The 18,014-nt window shown below is 58.8% G+C and carries 15 protein-coding genes and 3 pseudogenes; 8 read left to right on the top strand and 10 right to left on the bottom strand.

Going from position 1 to position 18,014, the window contains the following annotated elements; genetic code table 11:
* Positions 1-6: 6 nt before the first annotated feature.
* Complete coding sequence (locus ACK9YZ_RS30365) at positions 7-1,107, bottom strand: sensor histidine kinase (protein WP_416067225.1); 1,101 nt, start codon at positions 1,105-1,107, stop codon at positions 7-9.
* Positions 1,108-1,536: 429 nt separating this feature from the next.
* Between ACK9YZ_RS30365 and ACK9YZ_RS30360 the strand changes: the two genes are divergently transcribed.
* Positions 1,537-2,106 carry a helix-turn-helix domain-containing protein gene (locus ACK9YZ_RS30360; RefSeq protein ID WP_416067224.1) on the top strand — a complete coding sequence of 190 codons (570 nt, stop codon included), beginning with the start codon at positions 1,537-1,539 and terminating at the stop codon, positions 2,104-2,106.
* Positions 2,107-2,117: 11 nt separating this feature from the next.
* Here ACK9YZ_RS30360 and ACK9YZ_RS30355 read toward each other — a convergent pair whose 3' ends face one another.
* From ACK9YZ_RS30355 to ACK9YZ_RS30325, 7 genes and pseudogenes are all read right to left on the bottom strand, one after another.
* Positions 2,118-2,492 (bottom strand): hypothetical protein, encoded by a 375-nt coding sequence (locus tag ACK9YZ_RS30355; protein WP_416067223.1) that lies wholly within the window; start codon positions 2,490-2,492, stop codon positions 2,118-2,120.
* Positions 2,489-2,656: a hypothetical protein gene (locus ACK9YZ_RS30350; protein WP_416067222.1), complete on the bottom strand. Its 168-nt coding sequence runs from the start codon at positions 2,654-2,656 to the stop codon at positions 2,489-2,491. The genes ACK9YZ_RS30355 and ACK9YZ_RS30350 overlap by 4 nt, the downstream gene beginning before the upstream one ends.
* Positions 2,646-3,023 (bottom strand): annotated as a pseudogene (locus tag ACK9YZ_RS30345) (ISKra4 family transposase); the annotation flags it as partial. The pseudogene ACK9YZ_RS30345 and the gene ACK9YZ_RS30350, both read right to left, overlap by 11 nt.
* A gap of 252 nt (positions 3,024-3,275) precedes the next feature.
* Positions 3,276-4,463: an IS701 family transposase gene (locus ACK9YZ_RS30340; RefSeq protein ID WP_216755744.1), complete on the bottom strand. Its 1,188-nt coding sequence runs from the start codon at positions 4,461-4,463 to the stop codon at positions 3,276-3,278.
* A gap of 80 nt (positions 4,464-4,543) precedes the next feature.
* Positions 4,544-5,498, bottom strand: a protein-coding gene (locus ACK9YZ_RS30335) for an IS630 family transposase (protein WP_416065787.1) whose coding sequence is annotated in 2 segments (ribosomal slippage) — positions 4,544-5,161 and positions 5,163-5,498 — 954 coding nt in all. Because the reading frame shifts where the segments join, the coding sequence is not laid out codon by codon here.
* 424 nt (positions 5,499-5,922) lie between these two features.
* Entirely contained in the window at positions 5,923-6,399 is a 477-nt protein-coding gene (locus tag ACK9YZ_RS30330; protein ID WP_416067221.1) for a chemotaxis protein CheW, read from the bottom strand.
* Entirely contained in the window at positions 6,399-8,348 is a 1,950-nt protein-coding gene (locus ACK9YZ_RS30325; RefSeq protein WP_416067220.1) for a methyl-accepting chemotaxis protein, read from the bottom strand. Before ACK9YZ_RS30325 ends, ACK9YZ_RS30330 begins: the two co-directional genes overlap by 1 nt.
* A gap of 803 nt (positions 8,349-9,151) precedes the next feature.
* Between ACK9YZ_RS30325 and ACK9YZ_RS30320 the strand changes: the two are divergent.
* Together ACK9YZ_RS30320 and ACK9YZ_RS30315 are read left to right on the top strand one after the other, a co-directional pair.
* Positions 9,152-10,203 (top strand): annotated as a pseudogene (locus tag ACK9YZ_RS30320) (IS110 family transposase).
* A 171-nt stretch (positions 10,204-10,374) separates the two neighbouring features.
* Positions 10,375-11,387 (top strand): annotated as a pseudogene (locus ACK9YZ_RS30315) (IS110 family transposase).
* 403 nt (positions 11,388-11,790) lie between these two features.
* Here the strand turns inward: ACK9YZ_RS30315 and ACK9YZ_RS30310 are convergent.
* Both ACK9YZ_RS30310 and ACK9YZ_RS30305 read right to left on the bottom strand, forming a co-directional pair.
* The gene (locus tag ACK9YZ_RS30310) at positions 11,791-12,042 is read right to left on the bottom strand and encodes an amidase family protein (protein WP_416067219.1); all 252 of its coding nucleotides are present in this window, start codon (positions 12,040-12,042) and stop codon (positions 11,791-11,793) included.
* Between the two features lie 39 nt (positions 12,043-12,081).
* Positions 12,082-13,113 carry a helix-turn-helix transcriptional regulator gene (locus tag ACK9YZ_RS30305; RefSeq protein ID WP_416067218.1) on the bottom strand — a complete coding sequence of 344 codons (1,032 nt, stop codon included), beginning with the start codon at positions 13,111-13,113 and terminating at the stop codon, positions 12,082-12,084.
* A gap of 191 nt (positions 13,114-13,304) precedes the next feature.
* On the opposite strand from ACK9YZ_RS30305, the gene ACK9YZ_RS30300 reads away from it, so the two are divergent.
* The 5 genes from ACK9YZ_RS30300 to ACK9YZ_RS30280 are packed head-to-tail and all read left to right on the top strand — an operon-like array spanning position 13,305 to position 17,995.
* Positions 13,305-14,438 carry an ABC transporter substrate-binding protein gene (locus ACK9YZ_RS30300; protein WP_416067217.1) on the top strand — a complete coding sequence of 378 codons (1,134 nt, stop codon included), beginning with the start codon at positions 13,305-13,307 and terminating at the stop codon, positions 14,436-14,438.
* 23 nt (positions 14,439-14,461) lie between these two features.
* Complete coding sequence (locus ACK9YZ_RS30295) at positions 14,462-15,193, top strand: aspartate/glutamate racemase family protein (RefSeq protein WP_416067216.1); 732 nt, start codon at positions 14,462-14,464, stop codon at positions 15,191-15,193.
* A complete protein-coding gene (locus ACK9YZ_RS30290) occupies positions 15,193-16,101 on the top strand; it encodes an ABC transporter permease (RefSeq protein WP_416067215.1) in 909 nt (302 codons plus the stop codon). The genes ACK9YZ_RS30295 and ACK9YZ_RS30290 overlap by 1 nt, the downstream gene beginning before the upstream one ends.
* Positions 16,098-16,925 carry an ABC transporter permease gene (locus ACK9YZ_RS30285; RefSeq protein WP_416067214.1) on the top strand — a complete coding sequence of 276 codons (828 nt, stop codon included), beginning with the start codon at positions 16,098-16,100 and terminating at the stop codon, positions 16,923-16,925. The genes ACK9YZ_RS30290 and ACK9YZ_RS30285 overlap by 4 nt, the downstream gene beginning before the upstream one ends.
* Positions 16,922-17,995, top strand: coding sequence for an ABC transporter ATP-binding protein (locus tag ACK9YZ_RS30280; protein ID WP_416067213.1), 1,074 nt, complete (start codon positions 16,922-16,924; stop codon positions 17,993-17,995). Before ACK9YZ_RS30285 ends, ACK9YZ_RS30280 begins: the two co-directional genes overlap by 4 nt.
* Positions 17,996-18,014: the final 19 nt, after the last annotated feature.

Genomic DNA, 18,014 nt, shown 5'->3' with positions numbered 1-18,014 from the left:
CGTCGCTCAGGCAGGTGAGGGGCCGGCGGTCAAATCCCACCCGTCCGCGTTAGGCTCGATGCCAAGCGTAAAGCTGAATCGCGCACCCAGATATGGCGACGACTGCAGTTCGATTTTGCTGCCATGGGCCTCGACGATCGATCGGCAAATCGCCAACCCCATCCCGATTCCCGTCGTCTTGGTGGTGTAGAAACTCTCGAACAAGCGCTCACGCACCTTGGGATCGACCCCGGGGCCGCTGTCTTCGACCTCCAGGACGACGCGTTTCTGGCTTTCCCGCGCCCTGATCGCAAGCGTCCTGTTCCAGGCTTGACCATCCGCCATCGCCTGGGCCGCATTGGTCACCAGATTGACGACCACCTGCAGAATTTGTGTCCGGTCGATCCAGACCGGTGGCAGATCGGGAGAAAGCTCCAGACGCAGCCCGATCTGGCGCCGGTTTAGATCCGAGCGAAGGATCAAAACCGCTTCATCGATCAGAGCGGCTATATCAACCGCATCTCTTTCGGGCCTTGTGTTGCGTGCCAGGCCCTTGAGGGCAGATATGATGTCTCCTGCGCGCCGGCCGCTGGCGACGATCCTTTCAAGCAGCGCCCGAACTTCATCGAGATTAGGCGTCTCGTGATTAAGCCATCGAAGCCCGGCTTCGGCGCTGGTGACGATCGATCCCAGAGGCTGGTTCACTTCATGGGAAATGGATGCCGTCATCTCTCCAAGCATCGCTATCCTCGCCGTATGGGCAAGGTCGCCGAGAATGTCGGCCTTTTCGTTGTTGCGAGACTGATCGAGTTTCGTGATCCCGATAATGACCTGATCGCTGTCGCCGGGTCGGATGTCGCTCCATCCCGTTATGTGTGCAGGGAAATCCGTTCCATCGGCAGACTTTACCGTGCCTTCCATGGAAAAGCTCTTTCCATGGAGCAGCGCGACGAGTCCCTTCGCAAACGGCTTCTGCAGCTTCTCGGGGATGATGTGCGATACGCGCTCCGGCGCTTCCTTTCCATCCAATGCGATGATGGATTGGGCTGCGCTATTCAGGTCCAGAACGTCAGCGCTGTTCGTAAGGGCACAGACCGATGCGTGATCATAGCATCGATCGCCATCCAAGGATATTTTCCTGTCGTCAACCAGATCCCGCGTCTTTCGCAGATCCAGCTTGATCATCGCGAGCGGGGCAAGAGAAAAGGCCCCACGCGAAAGAATTCCACTATCCATGTCTCAACCCACAACCGTTCGAAGCCTGTTCTGGCATGAAGGCCTGATATCGATCTCGCAGTTTCACACCCGACGGTAGCTTTTTTGATCAGGCGTTGAAAGGTTGGACCGCCGATCTGCTGCCGGATTGTCCAAAAAGAATCGAACCATTCAAGGTCATGGCCTTTCTCGCTTGCGGATCCTGTGATCAATCATACAAAGGTATGCTCGGCTACGACTGGTGTGTTGAAAAAGCCAATGGATGTACGATTTCCCGGATAAGGCGATCCGACCAGAATGACCTCATAGGCAAATGCTTTTCAGGGTCATTAGGAGATCGATATGCTTCCCGGTGCCGCCGCGGTTTCAAGTCAAGATAAATTTGTAGCCTTTGACGATCTCTTCGCTAAAAATACGAGCGAAGTCTCTCGCTTGGTGATGAATGCGATCACTCTGGTCGAGAGCGACGAGTCGGTCGCGATCGATCTGATAAAGAGAGCATCGATCTTGCTCCGCCCTCATGCGGCGAATGAGGAAGGCCGCAGGCGCCCGGCGACAGGCGGCCTCGCCCCATGGCAGGAAAATCGCGTCAAAAAGTACATCGAGGAAAATCTTTCGACCGCGATATCGCTCGATGAACTCGCGGGCTTGGTGCGCCTTAGCACGAGCTACTTTTCTGCGGCGTTCAAAGTTAGCTTCGATATGTCGCCTCATAACTATATCATCAGCCGGCGGGTCGAACATGCAAAGCACCGGATGGCCAATAGCAGCGATTCTTTGAGCGAGATCGCGCTCGACTGCGGCCTCTCGGACCAAGCCCATCTTTCCCGCATCTTTCGCAAGGCAACAGGGACAACGCCGAGTGCCTGGCGCCGCTTCAGCATCAGTCAAGAGGTGGCGATCGGCGCTTGAACCTTTGGAGTTTAACACCGCTGCTTCTCGATTTCCCCACCCGACTGTCCGGTTGCTGAGCGGCAGGACGACAAGCGTGGCTCCCGCTCCGCCACCGCCGTACCTTCGGCCACACGGTCGGTCGGATGTAGCACGACCCGGTCGCCCGACGAAATCCCGGATAACACCTCCACCAGTTTGCTGTTTCGCTGTCCGGTGCCCACGACCGTGGCAGGGGCACGACCGTCCTTGACGGCAAAGACGGCCCAGTCGCCTCCCCGCTGGAACAACGCGCTCACCGGTATAGTCAGGGAGTCTTTCGATTCCCAAATGGCCACGTGAACGGCGACCCGGAAGTCGTGACCCAGTCGGGTCCGGGATTCGGGCGGATCGACGAGATCGATCACGTGCCGACTCGCGGTTCCTCGATCCCGAGAGCCGAGACTTTGACGAAGCCGGCCGGGTCGACGCGCTTCACCCGGCCACGCAGGGGCGGACCGCCCCAGCCGTCGATGGTGACCGCAGCGCCCGCCTTGATCTGGACGGCTTCAGTCGACAGGAAGATACGCACCGGTCCTGCTCCATTGCATCTGTTGCTTCTTGGCAAAGCGCTTGGAGATGACGGCGTTGACGGTCGCCTCAACGACGGCCGATGAGATACGCTCTCCAGAGCGATAGCGCTCGCCGTAATTGATCAGGCTCGCACTGTTGGAGGCGATGTGGGCCTGGAACTCGTCGATGCCGGTCAGGAACTTGCGCATGTTCGGATAGTCGGTCTCGAGACCTTCCGTGTTGATTTGCAGATCGGCAATTTCGTCACGGGCACGATAGCCATTGCCATGCCAGAGATACCATTTGATCCTCCGTAGGCCGTGAAGCATATCTTGCCCAGCCTGTTCGTCGCAGTTTTCGAGCCCCTGCGCGAACTGGCGAAGGACCGGACACTTATTCGCCTGAGGAGGTGGTAACGGATATTCTCGGTGTTCGGAAAAGGTCGTTTTCCGTACACTAATACTACAGTTGCGTTTGATGCCTTGCTTTGTAGTGAGAAAGCATTGCGGATGCTTGATGCCTGCGTCGCCAGAGTGACCATGCCAAGATGAGGCGAACTCTAATCGGGGGCTGTAGCAGGAGGCGTTTGATCAGATAGCGGATCTCTGCGACGCTGGGCACGAAGGCCATGGTGTTGGTCAGGCGGCGATTGGCGGGTTTGGACTCGTTTCGTTCGGTTTGCCAGCAGCGGTGCGGCGTAGATCGGCGCCGAGTTTGGCGAGGAATGCAGCGGCTGCCATGACGAGCGTCATGTGCCGCTTCCAAGCATGCCAGGATCGCGCTTCGCAATGATCCAGGCCGAGATCGTCCTTCGCACGCTGGAAGCATTCTTCCACGGTCCAACGCAGCCCGGCAGCGCCCGCCAATTCGCTCAATTCGGTACCGGCGGGCGCAAAGACAAAGTAATAGGCGCGCGCATCGGGTTCGCGTCGGCTGCGCCGGATCAGAAGCCAGCGCTCCCATTGTGGATCCGGGCGAGAGCTGAGAGGAATACGGGCCCAATCATAAAGCCGAAGACCCTTGGCACCTTCGCCTGCTGCATGGCTCTGCCAAACCTCCGGTTTCAACTCATCAGCCATCGTTTCGGGATCGGTCTGCTCGATCCCTTGCTCACGCACAAAGCGCAGGCAATGATTGGAGCGCACTGCCAGAACATAAGGCTGGCCACGGCTTTCCAGCATCCGGCGCAGCTTGGAATCCGAACCATAAAGCGCATCCGCCAATACCCAGGCACAAGGCACGCCGGCATCCAGCGCATCGGCAATGAGCTTGGCTGCAATGGCCGGTTTGGTCGCGAAGGCTTGGGACTGGGGGACATGAGCCGAAGCACGGCGGGCTTCATCCTCGGCCCACTCCTTCGGTAGATAAAGTTGCCGATCGATCAGGGTCTGACCGTAGCGGCTTGCATAGGCAAGGAAAACACCGATCTGACAGTTCTCGATCCGGCCGGCCGTGCCGGAATATTGTCGTGCGACACCGACTGAATGGGCGCCTTTCTTCAGGAAGCCGGTCTCATCGACCACAAGAACGCCGTCCGCGTCACCGAGAGACTCTATTGCATAAGCGCGAACCGTATCGCGCAATGCGTCAGCATCCCAATGGCTGCGCCCCAGCAGCGATTGCATCCGATAAGGGCGCTCCAGTCCTGCCTGTTCCGCCATCAGCCAGCCAGTCTTGCGCTCTACTCCCGACAACAACCCATCCAGAAAGGCACCGCACGATGCGCGCAATTCTCGGCGACCAAAGACCGAGCCCAACCGCACCTTCAAGGCATCGAGCTCACGATGCCACGCCAGAACCGACCCGGACCAACCCGCAACCGACATTGAACTTCCCTCCCGCCAAATGCGGGAAGTGAATCATGATTTCCGGTAAACCGCAACTGTAGTACTAAAGCATGTCGCATCTATTCGGCCTCATATCCTGCTGCCTTGAAGAAGTTTCTGCATTCGGTGACTGAGAAAAGGCTTATGATGTCGCCGAGTGCATGAGTAATCGCATTAAAACTGCGTGCGGCTCGTTTTCGTAAGAGCGCTTTGAGTTTGGAGAACGCCATTTCGATGGGATTCAGGTCGGGCGAATAGGGCGGCAAAAACAGAACCCATGCTCCTTTCGCTTTGACCAGTTGTTGCGCGCGCTCGCTTTTGTGGAAGCCGACATTGTCGAGAATGACAACATCGCCAGGCGACAGTGTCGGCACAAGCTGTGTCTCGATCCAGGTTTCGAAGATGCGGCTGTTCATCGGAGCATCGACGATCCATGGTGCGGTCAGGCCATGGCAGCGCAATCCGGCAATGAAGGTCTGCGTCTTCCACTTCCCGAAGGGAGCATAGGCGGTAAAGCGACTGCCTTTGGCAGACCATCCGGTGCGTTTTGTCAGGCGCGTATTCGTGGAGGTCTCATCGATAAAGATGAGCCGCGACAAGGCCTTGTTGAAGAAGCGCTTTCGGCGGCTGATCCACAGATCACGCGCCTTGGCGATCTCCGGCCTGCGCTGCTCGCTTGCTTTGAGGCTTTTTTTTATTGCTTAGCCCGAGCCGGCGCAGAAACCGCCCGACCGTAGCGCGATGGACTTCAATGCCGCGCTCCGCGAGTGCAACGCACAGTTCGTCCAAAGTCGTTTCGCCATGCGCGGACATCCGCTCGCGAACCCAATCAGCATGAGCCAAAAGCTTCGCGCCACCAGGCGGGTGGCCCTGCCTAGCGGCGGCCAGAGAACCAGACGACCGATGCAGGATCATCATGTTGTTGACGAAGCGAGGCGAAACACGAAAGTGCCGGGCGGCTTCACGGTTGCTATGCCCTTCATTTACAAACGCAACGACACGCTCACGCAACTCGATTGGATGCGGCTTGCCCATGGTGCACCTCCTTCCATGGACAAGTGAATCACAAAGCGACCCAAACGGAAATCCTGAATCTGGTTGGCCGCGACACGCTTTAATCGAAAACCATGGCCATCCTGGAAAGACTCCCGCGGAAACGGATGCTGCTGGCCGGGCCATCGCCACACCAGACGCAATCATGGGACAGAAGATCTCGCGGTTGTTCGGGAGCACCGTGCCGAGCGATGTAGTCTGGAGATGCGACAGCAATTTACCGGAGTTCACCGCCGAGGGCAGCGCAATCATGTCCTGGTTGATTTCGAGGCCGATTGCCTGACAGTGAACCCGTTGATGGGGCCGGACCCACTCGAGCCATTCGCTGAACGCGCCAAGCGGCACGGCAAGGGTCTGTTCTTTTCGAACGCTCGCGCTGCGACTCCTCTATGTGAGGATGGCTGCTTCAAGCAGCCTCCACCCAGTCGCCCGGAGTGTCTGTTGAGAATATCGCATCGAGGTTGAGGAAGCAGATCATTTCTTTGTCTCTGGCAAAGATACCCTCGGCATAACTTCCGGACGTGATGCCGGCCGCAACCGGGACCGGTTGCAGCTCACCCGTCGCCACTGTCAAGATATCCGACACCCGATCGACCATAAGACCGATCGTCTTACCGCCTACATTGGTGACTACAATCGCACTTCGCTCGCTCGTCGCTGTGGGTGGCATGCCGAGCTTTACGGATAGGTCGACAATTGGAATGACCATGCCGCGCAGGTTCATGACGCCCAGGACGTCGGTCGGCGCATGGGGGAGGGGGGTGACAGGGGCCCATCCGCGAATCTCGCGGATGGAGGTGGTCCGAACACAGAACTGCTGATTGTTGAGCATGAACGCTATGATCTCGAGCCCACTGTCGCTGGTCTTGAAAGAAGCGTTCATCAGAAATCCTCCCATCCTGCCGTGTTGGAACCGGCAGCCGCACTGCCACCTGTGAAGGCCGATGCTATCTTCCGGCCAAGGGTGCGCACAGGGGACGTGGTGGGCTTGTCGTTAGTTGCGGCGAGGCGTGGTGCTGCCTGTCGTTGGCCCACATCACCAAGCTTGAACTGTGCCAGCAAGTCGTTGAGCGACGTGACTTCCTTAGCGAGACTGTGGCTCGCGGCTGTCGTCTCCTCAACCATCGCCGCGTTTTTCTGGGTGTCCTGGTCCATCTGGTTGACGGCCGTGTTGATTTGCTGCAGTCCGGAAGACTGTTCCTGCGCTGCATCAACGATCGCCGAGACATGGCGGTTGATTTCTTGAACTTCCGCGACGATCGTCTGTAACGCCTTGCCCGTGTCGCCGACGAGCTGGACGCCTTCTTCCACCTGCTCGTTAGATGTGTTGATCAGTGCCTTGATCTCTTTGGCGGCGCTTGCAGACCGCTGAGCAAGCTCTCTCACCTCCTGAGCGACCACCGCAAATCCCTTGCCAGCTTCGCCTGCGCGCGCGGCTTCGACACCCGCATTAAGCGCAAGCAGATTGGTCTGGAAGGCGATTTCGTCGATAACGCCGATGATGTTGGAGATTTCCGCGGACGACTTCTCGATACGCTCCATGGCAATCACGGCCTTGCGCACGACCTCTCCGGAATGCTCGGCGCCGGTCTTGGTGCGCGCGACAAGAGCTCCGGCTTCCTGAGCTCGCTTGGTGGAGTCAACGACCGTCGTTGTGATTTGCTCGAGTGCGGCTGCCGTCTCTTCGAGTGCTGCAGCCTGCTGTTCCGTTCGTTTTGCAAGGTCGTCGGCCGCGGATTTAATCTCATTTGCACCAGCGCCAATCCCTTGTGCATTCTGTGAGACCCGGCTTAGCGCCGACTGCAGCTTTTCGGCCGACCCGTTGAAATCGTTGCGCACGCCATCAAGTGCAGCGGTAAAGGGCTGGCTGATGCGGTGGGAGACATCTCCGTTCGAGAGTGCTGACAGACCGCTCGCCAGGCTGTCGACAGCATGTTGAACATCGGCCGCCTCCGTTGCCTTTTGCTTCTCGCGTTCAATGCGTTCTTTCTCAGAGAAGCTCCGGTTTGCTTCCGTTTCCTGCTCAAGGCGGACCCGTTCGATGGCGCCCTGACGGAAGATTTCGACCGCCCCAGCCATCTCGCCGATTTCGTCGCGGCGACCAGCGTGCGGAATAGTGCTCTCGCGGTCGCCGTCGGCAAGCTTCATCATCGACATATTGATATTGCGGATCGGCTTGATCACAGAAACGAAGATGCCCCAAAGAGCGAACAGCGACAGCGCAACCGTCAGACCGCTGGTGACATAATTGCTGATTTCCGTGGCCGCCGCGGCAGCTTTGGCTTCATCATTGCGCTTCTCCAACAGGCCGCGCTCTTCGCCGGCCATTTCAGCGATCTTGCCGCGGATGGCATCCATGGATGCCTTGCCAGCCCCTGATGCCTCCATTGTCCGGGCTTGCTCTCGCGTTGCCGGATTCTGCATCAGATCCTTTTCTTTTTGAAGCACACCATTCCAGGTCGATGCGTAACCGTCGAGCTCATCAAGCCTCTTTTGCTGAGCTGCGTTGTCCGATGTCAGGGATCTCACACTGGCAAGCGACTTCCGGTAGGTTTCCAGGCCGGCCTTTTGCGGTGCGAGGAAGGCCTCGTCCCCCGAAATGAGATAACCGCGCAGGCCGGTTTCTTGGTCGACCATTGAGGCCATGATTATGTCGAGTGTCGACAAAACCTGATAGGTGTGTTCGGAGATAGCAACTGCTCTGTTCTGATTGTTAAGGCCCGATATGTTGATCGCGCAGGCTGCGATACTGAGGACGATAAGTAATCCGAACGCCAACGCGATTTTCGTCAGTATCTTTAGGTTGTTGAATGCGGACAAGGAAGGCTCCATGGGACAGGCTCTCTGAGGCGCGAGCGTCAGCTGAGCGTCAAAACAGTTGGGAATGGGCAGCCGCCATCTTCCAGAAACCTGGACGGTGTATTGAAACGGAGACTGGACACGGAATTTCTAGAGAGAGATCACAACTGACAGCGCGCGAATCAAATGGGCGCAAAAAAATCGTAACGATGTCGCGGAGATTTCAACTCCAGAGAAGGTTGCGCCATCATGGCGTCCTGGCGGGGTTCTCTGCTATTGCGAATATTCGGATAAAATAGTTTACAACATGCTAAGATATTAGTGCCGTTATAGTATAAATCCTCTCTCCAAAATAAAATGCAACTATATCGTGTTCATATACGCAAGCAATCCCGCAACCTGATTGATCTCCAACATTAACTCGGCGTTGCTGCGAGCCCGAAGTTCGCTGCGAAAGCGCGAAGCATTACGGGCTCGCCATGCGCCAATGAAGCATTCCCCGGAGGCGTCGTTCTTGAAGACCGGCGCACCTCCGAATGATGACGACAGGCCGCCCTCGCCAACTACGCCGCCAGTGCAATAAACTGCGACGACGGTGTCCAGAGGTGCGACACTAACCACGGTGTCGCCGGACGGGGCGAAAACCTGTGCTTCTAAAAAGGTAAACCGGGCACGGTGCGGTTGTCATTCGCTGAACATCCGGATCACGAATACCCGCAAGCGCCCCATCACACTTTGTCAACAGGACCCAGATGCCGTAATGGGCCGGCGCTCCCGAGATTGTAGCCAGATTGGTGGCTGTCCCTCAGAATGACGATGTTGAGACGGGGTCCGAGCTGGTCGGCCCCAAGCATCAAGCGAGGAACAGCCATGGAGTACTTTGCCGGAATTGATGTTTCTTTGGAAGCGAGCATCGTGTGTTTGGTGGATTCGGCGGGCAAGATCATCCGCGAGACGAAAGTGACGAGCGACCTGGATGCGCTCATCGAACACTTTGTTTCACTGGGGTTTGCTTTGAAGCGGGTCGGCCTTGAGGCAGGGCCATTGTCTCAATGGCTGCATGAAGGCCTGACGAACGCTGGTTTTGATGTTGTTCTGCTGGAAACCCGTCATGTGAAGGCCGCCCTGTCGGCAATGATCATCAATACGGACCGGAAAGATGCACGTGGCATCGCGCAACTCCTGCGAATGGGCTGGTATCGTGCCGTTCATTCAAAGTCTCCCGGCTCCCAAGATGTCCGAGCGCTTCTGACCGGTCGTAAACTATTGCAAGCCAAATTGCGTGATCTCGAGCTCAGCATTCGCGCATTTTGCGGGGCTATGGTTTGAAGGTTGGCGAGGTAAACCGCGGCCGGTTTGAAGGGCGAATATCGGAGCTCGTCGACGGACACCCGGTATTGAAGACCGTTATCGGAGCGATGTTGCAGGCCTGTCATGCGCTTTGGACCGAGTTCACCAAAATGCATCGCGAGATGCTGAAGATCGTTCGCCAGGACCGGGTCTGCCAAAGACTGATGACCACGCCGGGTGTTGGCGCGCTCGTTGCGATTACCTATCGCTCGGCGGTCGATGATCCATGTCGGCTTGCAAAATCCCAAACCGTCGGCACGTACTTCGGGTTGACGCCGAAGAAGTACCAATCAGGTGAAACGGATCTGGACGGTGGCATCAGCCGGGTCGGCGACACGATGGTACGCACGGCCCCTTACGAGGCGGCTCACATCATGCTGACCCGCGCCACCAGGTTCTCGGCGCTGAAGCGATGGGCAATCGACGTGGCATGAAACGGGCAAGAGTCGCGCTGACCCGCAAGCTTGCGACTGTCCTTCATCGTCTGTGGATGAACGAGACCGAGTTTCGTTGGGGCAGGGAAGCCTCAGCAGCATAACTAGACAGCATCGAGACGAAGCAATTGTAAATTCGTCTCAATGAAGGTTCCGTCGCCGGGACGAGAGCCTGGCAAGGTCGTAAGTGAACTGATGGGTGGATGCCCCCTCCGGCCGGCATCGGAGTATGATGCCTGCCCAGCGCCATGGTGGCGCTCACGGAGGAAAGGCAGATGACACAGGTGCAAATCCTTGCAATCGACCTCGCGAAGCGGAGCTTTCAAGTCTGTGGAACGGATCGCGGCGGGGCGGTTCTATTCAACTGGGTGCTTTCACGGCTCGATTGCAGCAGCTTTTGAGTGACCAGTTGCCTTGCATCGTCGCGATGGAGGCCTGTGCCACCAGTCATTTCTGGGGCCGCTTTGCTCAACGCTGTGGCCATAATGTAAGGCTGATTCCGCCGATCTACGTGAAGCCGTTTGTCAAACGACAGAAGAACGACGCAGCCGATGCAGCAGCGATCGCGAAGGCTGCACAGCGACCGAACATGCATTATGTCGAGGTCAAGAGCGCCGAGCATCATGCGCGTGCGGTGGCGTTTCGAACGCAGCGGTGCTTCGTGCGCCAGCGCACCCAGCTCATCAATGCGCTACGTGGGCACCTCGGCGAATTCGGGATTATCGTTGTTCAAGGACCAGCCAATCTCACGGCTGTAGTGGGCATTCTGGCCGATGAGACCAATGACCTCCCTGCTGGAGTGAGAGAGATTGGTCAGCTTTACCTCGACCAGATCAGGCTGCTAACCGAGAAGATCGACGGGCTGATGCTGAAGCTTCGAGACGCAACCAAGGCAAATGAAGATATGCATCGACTTTGCACCGTTCCCGGCGTCGGACCCGTGACCGCCGGCGCGATCCTCGCATTTGCTCCAGATCTTCGCGCATTTAAGAGCGGCCGGAATTTTGCTGCCTGGCTTGGCCTTGTGCCCAGGCAGCACTCCACGGGAGGCAAGACCCGACTGGGTGGTGTCAGCAAGATGGGACAGACCGATATCCGAAAGCTACTCGTCGTCGGAGCCATGAGCCTGATCCGCTGGATCGTGCGCAAGGGCGTGTTACCGGACAACTGGTTGGGAGGCATTCTGGGCCGAAAGTCTCGAATGGTGGCTGCTGTCGCGCTCGCCAATAAGATGGCGCGCATCATTTGGGTAATGATGACCAGGGAGCAGAATTACAGAATGGCGTGATCTGCTGCCTTTCTCGAGAGGCAATGCGGTGATGCCTGGGGCCAAAAGCTCCGTTAGGAAGATCGACTGACGGAACGATGCGGAAAGGACTTCAATGTTCAGAATGGGGTAAACCAGTCCCGGCGCTCGAGCAAAAAGCTCTCTGAACCGATGTGGCCCCTGTTCTTCGAACTGCATCCCGGCCCGTGGCTAATCAGGCAACATCGAGAGGCTTGACACACGACCGATAGAATTCCTCGTTCGCGGACAGCCGCCAAAATCTTCTTGCCAAAGCGGGGGCATCGACACACGACGATGCCGCAATAGGAGGCGGGCGCCCTGACGGAGCCTCCGGCGGTGCGCACCGTGTCGGAGGGATTGTTGGGGTTGCCGAAAATGATCGCACCCGCCTCGCGCAGTAGCGTCACGCAGGTAGCATCTCCTTCGGCGATGCGAGGCCCAACGCCTTGGTCGCGTAGCTCGTGGCAACGCCGGCCACGTCAATGATGTCCTTGATGGCGACGGGAATGCCATGCAGCGGCCCTTTGACGGAGCCGGCCTTCAGTTCCGCCGTTGCCACGCGCGCCTGCTCCAAAACGTTCTCGCGCATAGGATCGATGAAGGCGTTGAGCTGCGGTTCGAGTTCCGCCAGCCGGTCAAGCGCTGATCGGCACACCGCGGGCGCAGCACAATGATGGCTGCGGTCATCATGCGCTCAGAAATGCGCGAGAATGGCCGAGACGAGTTCTCTTTCGCTGGTAACGTCGAGTTTCTCGTAAAGCCTCAGCTTGTGGTTCTTGACGCTGCCGACCGTGATGTCGAGGCGCTCGGCGATCGACGCGTTGTGATAGCCCTGTAAGCAGAAAAGCACGATCTGCTTCTGGCGACCTGTCAGGCTGTGCAGCCGGCCGAACTGCTCCACCCGCTCCGATAGATCGCCGGTGGTGCGGCGCAGCACATAGATGTCGGCGCCAGCTAATATGGCATCATGGGAAGCGCGCGAAAGGCGCAGCAGCGACCAGCCGTCCCGTCCCATCGTCTCGGTCACTCGGCTGTTGCCGATCTCGCTCGGCTCCGGCTCGCGTTCGAATGCTTGGATTGCGGCATGCGACCAGGTCTCGGATTTGTAGAGCACGGTGTTATTGTCGCTCAGGATCATGATTTCGGATTTGCCGAGATCGGTCCGATGGAGCAGCAGCGCCAGATGGCGGTCGATTGCACGCAACATGTGCAGATGATGCATCTCGATCAGCATCTGCTGCAGCTCGTGGGCAAGGGCGATTTCCTCTCGCGAAAAAATGCAGCTCTGACGGTCGAGGCAGAGCGCCAGGAAACTGCAGTCGTTGATGGGAAAGAGCAGGGCCAACTCATCGGCGATCCGCAGCGTCTTGTCGAGATAGCGCCGGTAAGTCTGGTCGAAATCGCCATTGTCGCGCAGATCGTTGAGGCTCACGGCCTTCAGCGCCCGCTCCGTCCAGCGGCGCGGCAGTGGATCGAGCTGCCAGAGGGTATCGGTATAGGCCGCCTTGGCACTGGATCCCATGCCGTTCTCCAACACGATGAGCGGCCTCGATCGGTCTTCGTATCGCGCCACGATCCAAAAGTCGCAGGGGATCATCTGGCGCAGCAGCTCAACCACGTTTTCATAGAAATCCGGTCGTCCGATCTTGGAGATGACTTTGGACATGGTCGCCGAAAAGCCGACGGGCAGAGCGTTACCGGCAGTCATCACCTGGCTTTCGATCATAGAACACCCTGTCTCACAACACGCATTGCCAGACGCAAGTTTCATGCCCGTTTATCATGGCATCGATTAGCATAGCTTGCCCCGTGACTGCAGTCACTATTGGGGGTAACCAGCGCCTTGTTTAATGTCTGTGCATAAATTCTAATCAACGGCGGTAGCCCTGCTGGCGGCCGATATAAGGGAACAAGAGAATGTCGATCGATAAGAAAAAGCTAGGCATGCCGTTTCAGCTTTCCCGCCGCGATCTGCTGCGTCATAGCGCCAATGCCGCGATGTTTGCCGCCATCGCATCTCAGGTCGACTTCACCAAGCCCGCTTTTGCCAATGACCAGAAGCTGACGGGCCCACTGAACGTTCTCGCCTGGGCGGGCTATGACGATCCGGAGCTGATGAAGGGTTTCACCGACCTCACCGGCGTCGAGTTGAATGTCAAGGAAGCCGAAAGCAACGGCGCCCAGCTCAACCTCGTGCAGGCCGGCACGGTCAAGTTCGACGTGATCAACCCTGATGCCGTGTGGACCTCCAAGTTCGCCGAAGCGGGCCTTACGATTCCTGTCGATACGTCAAAGCTGTCATCGCTCGACGAGACGATCCCGATGTTCCGCAACCGGCCAGAGACCATGTTTAACAATGAGGTTTATGCGATCCCCACACGCTTCGGTGTCAACGGCTTCGTCTTCTGGCCCGACAAGATTTCTGCACAGTCCGCAGCCGATGCCGAGCTTGCCTGGGATCCGTCGCTGAAGGGTCGCGTCGAGATCATCGACTGGCCGGAGCTCTACCTCTGGATGGTCGGCCTCTGGACCGGCCTGAAGGCGCCGGAAACGGCAACGGGCGACGATCTGCAGAAGGTTCTCGCCAAGATGACCGCCTTCCGCCCGAACATGCGCGCCCTGCAGGCGGATATGGGTACGGTCAAGACCGATCTCACCAACCGCGAGGCATGGATGGTCTGGGGCTCCTCAAGCGATAACGTCCGCACGACCGCGCGTCTCGCTGGCGCCAGCGTTGATCTCGTGATTCCGAAGCAGGGCGGCGCCATGTGGATGGAATCGCTGCAAGTCGTCCGCGGCACGGAGCATCTGGCCTCCGCGCTCGCCTACGTCAACTACATGACCAGTGCCAAGGCGATGAAGCAAATGGCATGGGGCGCCGACAAGTTCGCCGTCACCAATGCCAAGGTCAAGGATCTCCTGACCGCCGATCAGGTCAAGGCGCTCGGCCTCGACAAGATGGAAGAATGGGTCTCGCAGTGCACAATGGCCAAGGCACCAGTCGATGACACTGGCTGGGCCGACGCCTGGCAAACGTTCAAGACCGCCTGATCCGGCTTGCGGAGACTTCTGAAATGCATATTCGCGTTATCGTGCCCGTTCTCGACAGCGACGCACTCGTCGGCAAGGCCGAAAAGGAATACCGTTCGTTTGCGGGCGATGGCGTGATGATTTCAGCGGTGCCGCTGAGGCGCGGTACCAATTCGATCGAATGCGGCTATGATTCCACGCTTGCCGCACCCGAGGTGATGCGGCTGGCACGCGAGGCGGAAAAAGACGGCGTCGATGCCTGCACCATTGCCTGCTTCACCGACCCCGGCCTGGTAGGTTCCAGGGAGCTGGTCTCGATGCCCATCGTCGGGGAAGGCGAAGCGGCGCTGCACATGGCGGCGATGCTGTCGACGCGCTTCAGCGTCGTCATCACCGAGAAGCCGTTCTTCTCCCTTATCCGGCGCACCGTCCATCACTACGGGCTCTCGGAAAACCTGGCTTCGGTCATTTCGGCCGATGCCAGCGTGCTGGACCTGAACCAGGAGCATGTGCCGCATATCATCGCGCAGTGCATCGACAGTGTCCAACGGCATGGTTCCGAGGCTTTCGTCATGGGCTGCACCGGCACCGGCTTCGATATGGCGCTGATGATCGAAGAATCATTGCAGACGCATTTCGGTGCCTATGTCCCGGTCATCGACCCCGGCAAGGTGGCGCTGCATTTCGCTCGCGCCATGGTCGCCACCGGCCTCAGTCACTCTAAGCTCGCCTATCCAAAGCCGGCGCTGCCGCGCAACGAATATGGTTTCGCGTAATGGCTGATGTTTCGCCCAGCCACCATCATGCTTGCGCAGCGGCGGCGAACAACGTCCGCCGCCGCAAGCTGCTGGCTGCAGTCGGGCTTGCGCCACTTCTCCTGTGGCAGCTCATCTTCTTCGTCGTTCCCGTCCTGCTGCTGCTGGTCATCAGCTTCTGGCGCACGACGAACCGCCGCATGGTGCCGGATTTCACCTTCGACAATTATCGCTCCGTCTTCAGCAACGGCGCGACATGGCGTGCGCTGTCACTGTCGCTGGAAACGGCCGCGTTCGTGACCATCGCCTGCGCCGTGCTTGCCTATCCGATCGCCTATTTCATCGCGAAAAAAGCGGGGGCGATGAAGAACCTGCTGCTGGTGGCTGTGATCGCGCCCTTCTGGGTCAGCATCGTCATGCGCGTCGCCGCCTGGCGGCTGCTTCTTGGCGAGCATGGAGTGATCAACCAGGCGCTGTTGTCGCTCGGTATCGTCGATCACCCTCTCACCGCGCTGCTCTATTCGCCCGTCGCGACCGCCATCGGCCTGGTCTATGCCTATCTGCCGCTTTACGTCCTACCGCTCTATGCCTCGATCAGTGCCATCGAGGACAACTGGATTGCGGCGGCCAAGGACCTAAACGCCACGCCGCTCCGCGCCTTTTTCGAGGTGACGCTGCCGCTGTCCCTGCCGGGCCTGATTGTCGGCGCCGTCTTCTGCTTCGTCTTCGGTCTCGGCGAATTCGTCACGCCCGCGCTGCTTGGCGGCGGTAAGGACATGATGATGTCGCAGATTATCCAGGACCAGTTCCAGCGTCGCCTTGATTGGCCGGCCGGCGCGGCCATCGCCATCGTGCTGCTCGCGATCGTGCTTGTCCTGCTGGCGGGATCGATGAAGTGGTTCCGCCAGGCCAGCGGAGAAAAGCTATGACCGCTTGCTTCTCAGCCAGAAAACTATTCAGTTCTCGCAATCTGCTTGGCCTATACGCCGCCGTCATTTACGCATTCCTTTATCTGCCGATCGTCGTCATCGTGCTGTTTGCCTTCGACGCGAAGCCGATCCCCGGGCTACCGCTCGGGGTGCTGACAACGGACTGGTTTTCGGCAGCTCTGAGCGATGATCGGATGGTCGGCTCGTTGATGACGAGCATGAAGCTGGCGGCCATCTCGGCGATCCTGTCGACGCTGCTTGCCATGCCGTCGGCGATGGTGCTCGCCTGGATGCCGGTTCGCTTCAAGTCGCTGGTCATGTGCCTGGTGCTCGGCCCCGTCGTCCTGCCACAGCTGGTGCTCGGCCTGGGTCTCGTCATCCTGATGCGCGCAGCACCTGATCTGATCGGTCAGCCTGCGATCGTGTTGGCGCACACGACGATCACCTCGAGCTATGCGACGCTCATCCTATATTCGCGGCTGTTGAGCTTCCGCCGCAGCTATATAGAAGCGGCAATGAACCTCGGCGCCAACGAGTGGGTTGCCTTCCGCGAGGTGGTTCTGCCGCTGATGCGACCGGCGCTGATCTCGGTCGTAATGTTGGCCTTCACCGATGCCTTCGGCGAGTTCGTTATCGCGTGGTTCGTCGCCGGCTTCACCCAGACTTTCCCCATCACGATCTGGACCTCACTTCGCCAGGTCATCTCGCCGAAAATCTATGCGCTTTCTTCGATGATCGTAGTCGCGACGCTGGTCCTGAGCGTGGTCTCGCAATTGTGGGCCATCCGCCAGACCCGTCGCATAAATAAAGTACAGCCCGCATGACAGCTACATCCCTCCATGGTGTCGAGATCGACGGCATCACCAAGCTCTACGGCGATGCAGTTGCCATCCAGGATGTGTCGATGACGGTTTCCGCCGGCGAGTTCGTCACTATCCTCGGGCCGAGCGGCTGCGGCAAGTCCACCCTGCTGCGGATGATCAGCGGCTTCGCCGAACCCACGAGCGGCGATATCCGCGTCGGCGGGAAGTCCGTCGTCGGTCTGCCGCCCTACAAGCGCGACACGGCCATGGTGTTTCAGGATTACGCGCTGTTCCCGCACCGCACGGTCGCCGAGAACATCGCCTTCGGCCTGCGGATGCGCAAGGTCGACAAATCGGAGATCGCCCGCCGCGTCGAGGAGATGCTGGAGCTGATCAACCTCAAGGATTTCGGTAAGCGCCGGGTCAGCGAGATCTCGGGCGGGCAGGCGCAGCGCGTGGCGCTGGGGCGTGCCCTGGTGGTGCGGCCCGCCGTCCTTTTGCTGGACGAACCGCTCGGCGCGCTGGACATGAAGCTGCGCAAACAGATGCAGGCGGAGCTGAAGAAGATCCACCGCGAACTTGGCCTGACCTTCATCGCCGTCACCCACGATCAGGAGGAAGCGCTGACGCTCTCCGACCGCATCGCCGTCATGAACGCAGGCTGCATCGAGCAGTTCGACGCGCCGGAAGCGCTCTACCGCCGGCCCGTCACGCGTTTCGTCGCCGATTTCGTCGGCGGCGCCAATCTGATCGATGCCGAGGTCGGGCCTGCGGGAAGCCTGCTCATCAACGGCAAGCCGCTGGCCGAAATGCCTGCCGACATCATCGGCGCCCGGCCGGTCGGTTCAGCCGTATCCATCGTCGTCCGCCCTGAAATCCTTTCCACCTCGGCCGTTGGCGAGAATGACCTCGGCGTCCAGGCCGTGGTGACGGAAGTGCTTTTCTCCGGGCCTGTCCAGCAGATCGTCGGCCGGCTGGCGGATGGAAAGACACTGGTTGCGCACGAGTCGGCGCTGAAGCCTTCTCTCACTCGCGGCGAGACGGTCACCTTCAGCTGGAACAAGACGCTGTCCTGGCTGGTCGATCGCTGAGCAGAAATTTCACTGGATC

This window comes from Rhizobium sp. ZK1 (genome assembly GCF_047782645.1).
Lineage (GTDB): Bacteria > Pseudomonadota > Alphaproteobacteria > Rhizobiales > Rhizobiaceae > Rhizobium.
Note: the sequence above shows the minus strand (reverse complement) of the source record. Positions and strands in the feature narration are given on the sequence as shown.